The 12807-nt window shown below is 28.6% G+C and carries 10 protein-coding genes and 1 pseudogene; all 11 read left to right on the top strand.

Features of this window, described 5'->3' with window-relative positions:
- The first annotated feature begins 79 nt into the window (after window positions 1–79).
- The 11 genes and pseudogenes from ffh to ACZ91P_RS06045 all read left to right on the top strand — a co-directional run bounded on the left by ffh (window position 80) and on the right by ACZ91P_RS06045 (window position 12803).
- Window positions 80–1438: a signal recognition particle protein gene (gene ffh, locus ACZ91P_RS05995; RefSeq protein ID WP_465158464.1), complete on the top strand. Its 1359-nt coding sequence runs from the start codon at window positions 80–82 to the stop codon at window positions 1436–1438.
- A gap of 284 nt (window positions 1439–1722) precedes the next feature.
- On the top strand, window positions 1723–2151 hold the full coding sequence (locus ACZ91P_RS06000; protein WP_465158465.1) for a hypothetical protein: 429 nt from the start codon (window positions 1723–1725) through the stop codon (window positions 2149–2151).
- Between the two features lie 263 nt (window positions 2152–2414).
- Window positions 2415–2690, top strand: coding sequence for a hypothetical protein (locus ACZ91P_RS06005; protein WP_465158466.1), 276 nt, complete (start codon window positions 2415–2417; stop codon window positions 2688–2690).
- Between the two features lie 118 nt (window positions 2691–2808).
- Entirely contained in the window at window positions 2809–3534 is a 726-nt protein-coding gene (gene pyrH, locus ACZ91P_RS06010; protein ID WP_004028566.1) for a UMP kinase, read from the top strand.
- Window positions 3535–4083: a ribosome recycling factor gene (gene frr, locus ACZ91P_RS06015; RefSeq protein WP_465158467.1), complete on the top strand. Its 549-nt coding sequence runs from the start codon at window positions 3535–3537 to the stop codon at window positions 4081–4083. It begins immediately after the preceding gene.
- Between the two features lie 40 nt (window positions 4084–4123).
- Window positions 4124–4827: pseudogene (uppS, locus tag ACZ91P_RS06020) on the top strand (polyprenyl diphosphate synthase).
- Complete coding sequence (locus ACZ91P_RS06025; protein ID WP_465158468.1) at window positions 4805–5899, top strand: phosphatidate cytidylyltransferase; 1095 nt, start codon at window positions 4805–4807, stop codon at window positions 5897–5899. The pseudogene uppS and the gene ACZ91P_RS06025 overlap by 23 nt, the downstream one beginning before the upstream one ends.
- A 3-nt stretch (window positions 5900–5902) precedes the next feature.
- The gene (locus tag ACZ91P_RS06030; RefSeq protein ID WP_465158469.1) at window positions 5903–6439 is read left to right on the top strand and encodes a hypothetical protein; all 537 of its coding nucleotides are present in this window, start codon (window positions 5903–5905) and stop codon (window positions 6437–6439) included.
- Window positions 6429–7055 (top strand): hypothetical protein, encoded by a 627-nt coding sequence (locus ACZ91P_RS06035; RefSeq protein ID WP_465158470.1) that lies wholly within the window; start codon window positions 6429–6431, stop codon window positions 7053–7055. Before ACZ91P_RS06030 ends, ACZ91P_RS06035 begins: the two co-directional genes overlap by 11 nt.
- A gap of 15 nt (window positions 7056–7070) precedes the next feature.
- On the top strand, window positions 7071–8417 hold the full coding sequence (locus ACZ91P_RS06040; protein ID WP_465158471.1) for a site-2 protease family protein: 1347 nt from the start codon (window positions 7071–7073) through the stop codon (window positions 8415–8417).
- A 24-nt stretch (window positions 8418–8441) separates the two neighbouring features.
- Entirely contained in the window at window positions 8442–12803 is a 4362-nt protein-coding gene (locus tag ACZ91P_RS06045; RefSeq protein ID WP_465158472.1) for a PolC-type DNA polymerase III, read from the top strand.
- Window positions 12804–12807 lie beyond the last annotated feature (4 nt).

A 12807-nucleotide genomic window follows, 5' to 3' on the forward strand; every position in this document is an offset into this window, starting at 1 on the left:
TTTATTCTTTTTTTATGTTAATTTTAGTATAATTAATTAATAAGAGTGTATTTGTTATAAAAATTAAAGGAGAAAAAATATGATTGGAGATTTTTTAGCGAATCGATTGAAAAAATCAATTGAAAAAAATATGAAAAAATCAACTTTAACGACTGATGCTATTACTGAAACAATGCATGAAATTCGATTAGCATTATTGGAGGCTGATATTAATAATGAAGTAGTTAAAGATTTTATTAAAGCTGTTGAAGCAAAAGCACGGGGTGAATATATTCTTGATGGATTAAATACATCACAAATGATGGTTAAAATTGTGCATGAAGAATTAGTTAATATATTTGGAAAAACAGTTAAAGAATTATCATTTACTTCAAAACCAACAATTGTAATGATGGTTGGTTTACAAGGAAGTGGTAAAACAACCACAACGGGGAAAATTGCTAAGTTAGTTGAAAAGAAATATCACAAAAAACCATTATTAGTTGCTTGTGATATTTATCGACCAGCAGCGATTGAACAATTAAAAACAATTGGGAAAAATTTAAATATTGAAGTTTTTGAGCGCGGAACACAAAATCCAGTAAGGACTGCGCAACAAGCAATTACTTATGCAAAAGATAATAAAAATAATTTTATTTTAATTGATACAGCTGGACGTTTACATATTGATGCTGAGTTAATGCAAGAATTAAAAGAAATTAAAAATAATATTACCCCGGATGAAATTTTTCTTGTTGTTGATGGGATGACAGGGCAAGACATTATTAATGTTGCAACTGAATTTAATCAGTTATTAAAATTAACAGGAGTAGTTGTTACAAAACTAGATGGTGATGCTCGTGGTGGGGCTGCTTTGTCAATTACACATTTAACAAAATTACCAATTACTTTTATTGGAACTGGAGAAGGAATGAGTAATTTACAAATCTTTTATCCTGACCGAATGGCTGATCGAATTTTAGGAATGGGAGATGTTCAAACCTTAGTTGAAAAAGCAAAAGATGTATTAGATGAACGTGATATAAAAAAAACAATGAATCGAATGATGATGGGACAGTTTGATTTGCAAGATTTATTAAACCAAATGCGCCAAATTTCAAAAATGGGTAAAATGGGCGGAATTATGAAATTATTACCTGGAATGCCAAAATTAAGTGATGAAAAAATTGCTGATGCTGAACGAAAATTAAAAGTAACCGAAGTATTATTATCATCAATGACAGTGAAAGAACGTCGTGAACCACGATTATTAAAACATTTATCACGAAAAAATCGGATTTTAAAAGGCTCAGGACGAACTGAAAAAGAATATAATGAGCTAATTAATCAATTTGAAAAAACAAAAAAACAAGTTGATGAAATTGCTCGTCAAATTAAATCAGGGCGTATGCCAAATATTCCTGGGATGGGTGGTCTAAGCGGAATGGGTTTTAATTAATCTATTTAAGAAAACTGTTTTTTAAACAGTTTTTATTTTGTGACACAAAATAATGTTGTTTTAACAAAATTATTTCTAAATAATAAAATGACTATCCAAGATTGAACATTATAAATTATTAAAAGTTTTAGAAAAGGAAAAACATATGAAAGAAAATAGCAAAAAATGGTGAATGATTAATTCAACATTAGTTTTAATGGTAACGGTTTTTGTCAGTTTTATTCTGTATGTCTGATATCTTGGTTATTTAAATCCAAGACCACTTGAGTTAGGGACAATTGTTATTGACCCCCAATTTAAAAACCCTTAAAACTAATGGCTTACATATTCCGAAAAAAATACAGATTAAAGAAAAATTAAAACAACAATTTCCTAATTTAAATATTAATAAAATAAAAATTAAAGATAACATTAGTTCTTCATCAGCAACAATTGTTTCAAGTGATTTTTCGTTTTATCGAGGATCAGTGATTCTTTATTATACTCTTGATAAATCAATTGCTAATCAAATTGATTTAAATCTACAATATGCTCCAAATAAAACTTGAGTACAAAATCGAGGTTACCGAGGAATGTGAATTAATAATAATATTGCAACAAAACTTGAACAAAATTTAACAAATGCTTTTTTAAGTCCAGCTAATTATACTAATTTACCATTCTATGATCAAAAAGCATTTATTTCTATTGTTCAACTTATCAAAATAAATTAAAAGAAATTATTACATTATTTTATAATATTTGTGCTTTTCTTTGAGCAAAACAAGAAATTAATAAAGTTTTAAGTTCTGTTATTATTAAAGATGGACAATTTTTAGAAACAAAGGGTTATACAAATTCAAACAACCGGCAAATTGCAATTGCATATGATGCAATAAATTGTAACTATGAAGAGATATGAAAGCAAAATTGGGTTGAAGGTGGAATTTCACAACAAAGTATTTTTTACACTCTATGTCATGAACTTGGACATTTGTTGCACTATCGTTATAAATTAGATTATAAAATTAATGTGATTGAACAATTAAAAACATTTTTATTAAAAAAAATTAATAACTTTCACCAGCAACAAAGTTTAACAAAAGAAAAGATTTTTCAATTATTTTATCTTAGTAAATTTTCATTTAAAGATAATTTTGAATTTTTTGCGGAGGGATTTGTATATTGACTTTTAACAAGTGATGCTTTAAAAACAAAAGCATGAGAATTTTGACATGAGTTTTTAACATCTTATTTGCCAAGTTTAACTTAATATTAAGTAGTTTTTGATAAAGTAAATTTCTTTACTAATTTGTAATTTTATTTTGATTATTTGTTAAAACAATTTATAATATATTAGAATAAAATAGAAAAAAGAGAGGAAAGTTATAATGGCATTACAATATAAGCGAGTTTTACTAAAATTATCTGGTGAAGCATTAGGGAATTCTGATGATTTATATGATGCGAAAAAAATTTATGATATTGCAAAACAAATTGTTAAATTACAAAAAGAAGGATTACAAATTGCTATTGTTGTTGGCGGTGGTAATATTTGACGCGGTAATCGTGCTGACACAATTAAAATGAATCCAATTAGTGCAGATTATATGGGAATGTTAGCAACAGTAATGAATGCTTTAGCATTAGAGGCTGTATTAAAAAATGAAGGTAGTCAGAATGTTGTTGTAACTTCAAAAATTCAAGTTCCGGAAGTTGCTTCACCATATTTGTTTAAAAAAGCAAAAGCTGCTTTGGAAAAAGGAGCAATTGTTATTATGGCTGGAGGAACTGGCCAACCAAAGTTTACAACTGATACAGCAGCAACAATTAGAGCAATTGAAATTGATGCAGATGTTATGTTAATGGCAAAAAATGGGGTTGATGGTATTTATGATAAAGATCCGCGCCATAATGCTGATGCAGTTCGCTTTGATAATATTAGTTTAAATGAATTGCAAAAAAAACAATTAAAAGTAATGGATTTAACAGCATCTAGTTTAGCAATGGAAGATGATGTTAAAATCGTTGTTTTTGATATTAATGAACCAGATAATATTTATAAGGCAGCACATGGTAATGCGCGTTCAACAATTGTTACAGGAGGGAAAAAATAAATGTCGCAAGAAGTTATTAATCAAACAAAAGAAAAGATGGAAAAAGTAATCGTTTCATTTGAAAATGAATTAATTAAAATTCGTACTGGTCGTGCCAATCCAAATATGTTATCACATATTATAATTGATTATTATGGAACACTAACACCAATTCAACAATTGGCTAATATCATGGTGCCAGAAGCACGACAATTAGTTATTAAACCATATGATCGTTCAATTATTAATTTAATTGTAACAGCAATTAATAAAGCAGATTTAGGTTTAACACCAAATTCAGAAGCAGATTTAATTCGGTTAAATATTCCTCCGCTAACTGAAGAACGTCGTAAAATGTTGGTTAAGGAAATGTGAAAAGCTAGTGAACAGTTTAAAGTAGCAATTCGGAATGAACGACGAGATAGTAATGAACACCTTAAAAAAGATTCTGAATTAACTGAAGATGATAAAAAATATTATGAAGGGGAAGTTCAAAAATTAACGGACCAATTTATTAAAAAAATTGATGAAAAAGCAACTCTAAAAGAAAAAGAACTAATGGAAGTTTAAAACTTTCATTTTTTTTATGACTCTCGGTATAATTAACAAAATGGGGAAGAAGGAGATAAGGCATGAAAATACCGGCAATGGTCGTTGGGCAACTAAGCAAGGTTTAGAACGAACAGCTGGCCATGAAGAAGGAGCAAAACGGATTAAAGATGTCGCATTAAAAGCAAATGCTCTTGGTGTTAATATTTAACGATTTATTGTTTTTCAACTGAAAATTGAAAATGAAGTGCACAAGAAGTTGCATATTTAATGGCGATGCCAGAGCGATTATTAAATAATAAACAAGTTAATAATTTTAAGAATGAAAATATTGTTTTAAATCATATTGGTCGGCGTACAAAAATGCCGCTTAAAACATTAACAGCAATTGATAATGCTATTTTACGGACAAAAGATAATAATGGAATGGTTTTAACATTTGCTTTTGACTATGGAGCCATTGAAGAATTATTAACAGCAATTAATCAAATGATAAGTGAAAAATTAGCAACTGTTGATGAACAGAGATTATTTCAACATTTATATACCCCAAATTTACCAGATGTTGATTTAATGATTCGATGTGGTGGTGAACAAAGGTTAAGTAATTTTTTATTATTACAAAATCGTTATGCTGAATTATATTTTACCAAAGCATTTTGACCAGAATTTGATGAAAATGCTTTAACTGAAGCAATATTAGATTATAATAATAGAAATAGAAGATTTGGAGGAATTGAAAGTGATAAACAATCAGGAAGATAATGTTCTTGTTAATGAAAATGAAAAATCAACAGGAGATGATAATTTAACAAATAAAGCGTCAAAAAGTAAGGAACATAAAGGTATGTTTCTAAAAAAATATGTTGCTCGTCATATTACATTTTATTTGTTATTAGTCTTTTTAGGTTTATATTTATTCACAGGGGCAATTGCAACAGAATGACATGGTAATGTTCCACATATTGAAATTGCTAATTATGTTTTTATTGGCATTAATGCTGTTATTTTAGGTTTAGTTAACTATGAAATTTTGCGGTTAGTTGGAGGAACAAAGTGACCAATTTATACGCAAGTCATTACATATTTATTAATAATTTTTTTATTTTTGTTTCCAGCTGAATCAATCGCAACAGAATATGGTGGAATTGGTTCAATTAATTACCCATTTTATACATTATTAAATTGAAATTGATTAAAACCCTGAATTATTTTTATTATTTATTTATGTGCGATTTTAGGATATTATTGTTTAGTATTTAGTTCAAAAGAAATTACTTTTGGTAAAATGACATTAGTTTTAATTTTTACCTTGTATTTAACTTTTGCTTTAAAAGCAATGAATAAATTTATGTTAAATCCTGCTTATGGTTGAAGTAGTGTGGTATGATTAGCATTAATTATTATTTTAACTGATACTTTTGCTTTTGTTGGCGGTGTTACTTATGGAAAACATAAATTAGCGTCAACAATATCTCCAAACAAAACATGAGAAGGTGCTGTAACGGGAACAATCTTAGCAGCAGGAATTGTAATTACTTATGCTATTTTAATGTTTCATTTTGCAACTAGTAACCATTGGGTTTTTAACTTTTTCTCAAATGATAATAATCAAAATGTAATGCGTTATGTAATTTATGTTTTGCTAGCGTTTGTATTAAGCATTTTGTCACAATTAGGGGATTTATCATTTTCATGAATTAAACGTCGTTATAATAATATTAAAGATTTTAGTAATTTATTGCCTGGCCATGGTGGTATTTTAGATCGTTTGGATTCATTTTCATTAGTCTTTTTTGTAATGTTTATTATTTCAAATATAGTGTTACAACTATAATTTATGATGCGAAATATTATTGTTTTTGGTGCGTCTGGAAATATTGGTCAACAAGTGTTACAAATTATTGAATCAAATCCAAATGATTTTCAAATTACCGCTGTTAGTATTTATCATAATATTTCAGTTCTAATTAAGATTTTAGAGAAACATCGCACAATTAGAATTGTTCATCTTGGTGATGAAACACAACAAGCTATTTTAACAGCGCAATATCCAAATATAACTTTTGTAACTGGAGAAACAGGAATTAATGCAATGTTAGTTGCTTTTCCGACAGCTTTGGTTTTAAATGCAGTTAGTGGTTTTGCAGGATTGTACCCAACATTACAAACTTTATATGGTAAAAACCGTACGTTATTATTAGCAAATAAAGAATCGTTAGTAGTATCAGGGGATTTAATTAACAATTTATTAGCAAAAAATAATAATCAATTATATCTAATTGATTCTGAACATTGCGCTATTTTTCAATGTTTAGAGCAAACCAACCCGTGTTCAGAAATTATTTTAACAGCTTCAGGGGGGGATGTTTGCTAATAAAACATTAGCTGATTTAAAAACAATTGATGAGCAACAAGCTTTGCAACATCCAACTTGAAAGATGGGGCAAAATATTACCATTGATTCTTCAACAATGGTAAACAAAGGATTTAAAATTATAGAAGTTTATCATTTATTTAAAACTTCAAAAATCACTGTTATTTTACATCCACAAGCTATTTTACATTCAGCCGTACAATATGCCGATTCTTCAATTATTGGACAATTATCAAAACCTTCAATGTTACAAGTTTTAAATTATTTTTTATATTATCCAATTCGAAAACATAGTTCGTTCTTAAAACCATTAAATTTTGAGGAATTAATAACCTTAACATTTCAAAAAGCTGATTTATCTCGTTGAAAAGCGCTACAATTAGCCTATCGTTGCTTAAATAAAAATAATTCATTAGCCATTGCTTTTAATGCAGCAAACGAAACATTACGTTCGCTTTTCTTAGCCGGAAGAATTAAATTTTATCAAATTGTTGATTATATTGAATATTTTATGAATCAAATTAAACCGCAAAAATTAGTTAATTATCGTGAAATCAAAGAATTAAATGATATCATTAAAAGAGATATTATTAATTATTTTTCTATAAAAAAGTAAGGAGTTAAGAAATAAATGTCAGCAGGAATGGTAGTTTTAGGTTTTATAATTGGGATTATAATTTTATTAATGTTAGTTACAATTCATGAATTTGCACATTTTATTATTGCAAAATTAGCGGGAGCATATGTTTATGAATTTGCAATTGGTTTTGGTCCCAAAATTTTTTCTTGAGGAAAAAAAGAAACTCGTTATTCAATCCGAATTTTTCCTTTTGGAGGATATGTTTATATTGCAAGTCAATTAGTTGATCCACCAAAAGGGCGTGAAGAGGAAAAAGTTCCTGAAGAACGAAAAATGGAAAATATTGCAAAATGAAAACGCTTAATTTTTATTGTCGCAGGAGCTTTAATGAATTTTTTTATTGCTGTTTTTATTTTTACCACAACTTTTGCAGCATTAAATTATAAACCATCTGATATGACATATTGAGGAGCTAAGTATGATTCTAATGGTGCAGCATATGCTGCTCTAAAAACGAGTGGTCAAAATGTTACTCAAGATATTGTGATTTTAGATTATTGATTAGGTCCTAATATTGAAAAACTTAAAGTAGCACAAGAATATTATCGTGTTAATAAGAAAGATAAAGCTGATAATAAGGAGAATCATATTTTAGCAAGTCATGTGGGAACAGTAGATAAGATTCCAACTTATCAAACAACAGTTTTTAATTTTATTAAAAATTTAAAACAACAATATGATAATAGTAATAATGATGAAAAAATTAATTATATTACTCTTGCTTTTGCTCGTGTAAATAGTAAACAAAAAGTTACAACGGCTTCGGATGGTTTATTTCAAACTGAACCAGTTAAGTTAACAGAAGCCAACAATACTTATACAGTCGGAATTAGAGCTCCTGATCGTCAGTTTGCTTCAACTGCGCAAGCATATGGCTATGGTTGAGGAGAAACATTTAGACAATCAGTGACAATTTTAAAATCATTTGGATTATTATTTACTGGTCAGTGAGGACAATTATCTGGTCCAGTTGGAATTGCAAGAACAGTTTCTTCAATGTTAACAGAAGGACCAGCTCTTTTCTTTATGTATGTGGCCATGTTATCTGCTAATTTATTTGTTTTGAACTTAATTCCAATTCCACCATTAGATGGATACAAGTTTTTTGAAACATCAATTGAAGGAATAGTTGGTGGAGTAAAACGCTTAAATGGTCGGTTAAGGATTTGAAAGAAACGCCATGATCCAGCGGAACAAAAAGTATTATTAAAAGAATATCAAGCAAAAGAGCAAAAATTACAGTTACCGCATAAGGCAAAGATTATTATTAATGTAACGGGAGCAATAGTCTTTATTTTATTATTTATTGGAATAACAATTAAAGATGTCTTTTTTTAAGCATAAAAGCTAGGCGAGGATTAGATGATGGACCAACAATTGAAAAAACTATTTACAGCAAATAATTTAGAATTTACTGGAAATTATTTTGATGATGCTAAAGTCATTAAAGCAGAATATAGTACTAGTGAAGGTTTTTTTCGTGTTGTGATTGAAATTAATGATTTTTTACCACTAGAAGTTTTACTAAAATTAGAACAAACTTTATTAGAAAATAAAACATTACCCACAAAGATTTCTTTACGGGTTCGAAAAGAACAATACGAATTAGAAACTATTTTTAGTTTCTTAGAATATATTCGATTAAATAAATCGGAATTAAAAAATAGTTTTTTTAGTAAATTATCCCCAGAACGTTTTGCTTTAACTGATAATATTTTAAAAATTACTGTTCATTCGGAAAGTGAACAAAAATTAGTGGGTGAACATTGTAATTATTATCAAAAAAAACTTCGTCGCTATGGTTTTAGTGATTTACAATTAGCCCTAGTGATTGATTTACGAGAAAATAATATTTTAGAAATTAATGAACAAGAATTAATTAAATATCAAGAAACAGCGCAAAAAACAGAACAGTTAATTTCTAAACCAACCAATGGGACTAATCCAGTACGAAGAGAATTAAATAGTTATCAGAGAGCAAAAAATGGAGAAGCAAGTTATGAACGGTTAATTGATATTGATCAAGATGCTCCGAATGTTACAATTTATGGAAAAATTTTAAGTAAAGAACGACAGTTAATTTCAACAAAGAAATTTATTTATGTAATAACAATTACTGATTATAGTGATACAATTCGCGCAAAATTTTTTACTCGAACAGAACAACCAGATGATTTTATTGAAGAATTAAAAATGAATGAATGAGTTAGTCTTTTTGGCGATATTCGGTATGATACTTATGCTAATGAACAAATGTTTTTTATTAAAAAAATTTCTCGTTTAGAGCGTGAAGATTTATATCGTAAAGATAATGCGCCTGAAAAACGCGTGGAGTTACATCTCCATACTAAAATGAGTGTTATGGATGGAGTAACAGATCTTGCAATGCTTTTTAAAACATTAGTACATTGGAATCATAAAGCAATTGCTTTTACTGACCATTTAAATGTTCAAGCTTATCCAGAAATTTATAATCTTAATAAGAAATATCCTGATGTTAAAGTTATTTATGGTGTTGAAGCAGATGTTTTAGATGATAAAGTCTCATATGTTAAAAACCCGCATTATCATAATTTACGAACTGCAAAATATGTTATTTTCGACTTAGAAACAACTGGCTTAAGTAGTAGCTATGATGAAATCATTGAATTTGGTGCGGTTATTATGGATGGTATTAGTGGTGAACGTCAAACAATTAATCATTTGTTTAAACCATCCGTTAAGTTATCATCATTTACAACTGAATTAACAGGAATTACAGATGAATTATTAGCGGATAAACCAACTTTTATTGAATCAATTGACCAAATTTTAGAATATTTTAAGGATGCAATTTTAATTGCACATAATGCTGAGTTTGACCTTGGTTTTATTCAATCGTGGTTAAAAAAAGCTGGACGCGTAGAAATTAATAACACAGTAATTGATACTTTACAATTATCACGGATTTTAGAACCAAATTTGAAAAATTATCGGTTGGAAACAATTGCTCGTTGTTATAATGTTATTTATAATGAAGAAGTTGCTCACCGTGGTGATTATGATGCAATTGTTTTAACAGACATCTATGAGCATCAGCTACGGAAAATGATTAATACTTATAGTATTGAGTTTGATGATGATATTGAGAAAATTCATGACCCTGCTGTTTATAAAAAACTGCGACCAAAACATATGACAATTTTAGCAAAAAATCAGTTAGGTTTATTAGAATTATTTAAACTAATAACTGCTGCGCATACTAAATATTTTTATTCATCACCAAAATTATTACGAAGTGTAATTGAACAACATCGTAGTAATTTATTGATTGGATCATCATGTGTTAATGGTGATGTTTTTGAAGTGGCACGAAATAAAGATGCATCGGAATTAACAGAAACAATTAAGTTTTATGATTATGTTGAAATTCAATCTCCTAGTGTATATAAACATTTAGTTCAAATGGGAGATTTATCAGAAAAACGATTATTAACAGTCATTAAAGATATTATTTTTACAGCAAAAAAATTAAATAAATTAGTTGTTGCTACTGGTGATGTGCACTATCTTAACCCAGAAGATAAAATTTTCCGTGAAGTTTATATTAATGCAAAAGGAATTGGTGGCCGTCCACATCCTTTATATGATTATAAGCAACGAGTAACTGATAATCCTGATCAGTTTTTAAGAACAACAATGGAAATGATGAACGAATTTAAGTTTTTAAATGATGATGAATTAATTTATGAAATTGTAGTAACAAATCCAAATTTAATTGCTGACCAAATTGAAAAAGTTGAAATTATTAAAGATAAATTATATACACCTAAAATTGAGAGTAGTGACCAATTATTAAAAGAATTATGTTATCAAAATGCTTATAAAATTTATGGTAAGTCATTACCAGAAATTGTTGCATCACGCTTAGAGCGTGAATTAAATGCTATTATTAAGCATGGTTTTGCTGTTATTTACTGAATTGCACATAAATTAGTTGATAAATCATTGCAAGATGGCTATTTAGTCGGGTCACGGGGAAGTGTTGGTAGTAGTTTTGTTGCAACAATGAGTAATATTACTGAAGTAAATCCATTACAACCACATTATTTATGTTTTTATTGTAGTTATAGTGAATTTATTGTTGATGGTTCAGTTAAGTGTGGATATGATTTACCAGTTCGTACTTGTCCAAAGTGTCAAAAACCATTAAAAGGGGAAGGGCATAATATTCCCTTTGAAACATTTTTAGGGTTTGAAGCAGATAAAGTTCCGGATATTGATTTAAACTTTTCAGGAGAATATCAACCAATTGCACATGACTTTACTAAAGAAATGTTTGGAGAACGTAGTGTTTATCGTGCCGGAACAATTTCAACGGTGGCAGAAAAAACTGCATATGGTTATGTGAAAGGTTATTTTGAAAGTAAAAATATTTTACATTTAAAACGTCGCGCAGAATTAGAACGAATTGCCAAAGGTTGTGAGGGAGTTAAACGAACAACTGGACAACATCCAGGTGGAATTGTTGTTATTCCAAATGAATATGAAGTTGAAGCATTTACACCAGTTAATTTTCCTGCTGATGATATCAAATCAAATTGATTAATAACTCATTTTGATTTCCACGCAATTCATGATAATATTTTAAAGTTAGATATTTTAGGTCATGTTGACCCAACTGCTTTGCGAATGCTGCAAGATTTAACGGGAGTGGATCCAAAAACAATTCCAACAAATGATAAAGCAGTTTTAAGTCTTTTTCGAAGTTTAGATGTTTTAAACATTAAACCAGAAGATATTAATGGTGAAAAAACTGGTGCAATTGGTATTCCTGAATTTGGTACCTTTTTTGTTCGTAAAATGTTATTAGATACAAAACCAACTTCATTTGCAGATTTAGTCCAAATTTCAGGATTGTCACACGGAACAGATGTTTGAATTGGCAATGCCCAAGAATTAATTCGAAATCAAAATATTAGTATTTCAGAAGTAATTGGATGTCGTGATGATATTATGGTTAATTTAATTTATAAAGGGTTACCTGCTCAAAGTGCTTTTAAGATTATGGAAGATGTTCGGAAGGGCAAGGGATTAACAACTGAACATGAACAATTAATGCGGGATAATAATGTTGAACAATGATATATTGATTCGTGTAATAAAATTAAGTATATGTTCCCAAAAGCACATGCAACAGCCTATGTCTTAATGGCGTGACGAGTAGCATGATATAAAATTAATTATCCAGTTGAATATTATGCAACATTTTTTTCAACTCGAACAGATGTTTTTGATATTAAAACAATTTTAAAAGGAGCAGAAACAATCAAACAAGTTTTACGCGATATTCAAACTCGTTTGGATAATAAAGATTTTAATGCTCCTAATAAACCAACACAAAAAGAAAAAGATTTAATTCCCGTTTATGAAGTAGCATTAGAAATGTATGCCCGAGGAATTAAAATGAGCAATATTGATTTAAAAACAAGTCGAAATAAAAATTTTACCGTTATTACAAATGAAAATAATGAAAAAATTATTTTACCGCCATTTTCTGCAATTGATGGTTTGGGCGGAGCTGTTGGCGATAGCATTATTAATGCTCGCCATGAAAAACCATTTTTATCAATTGCTGATTTACAAAAACGAACAAATATTACAAAAGCTCATTTAGAATCATTTGAAGAACTTGGAATTTTAAAAGATTTATCATTAGATGATCAAATTGCGTTTGAGTTTTAAATAA

Source organism: Spiroplasma endosymbiont of Halictus nicosiae (assembly GCF_978018445.1).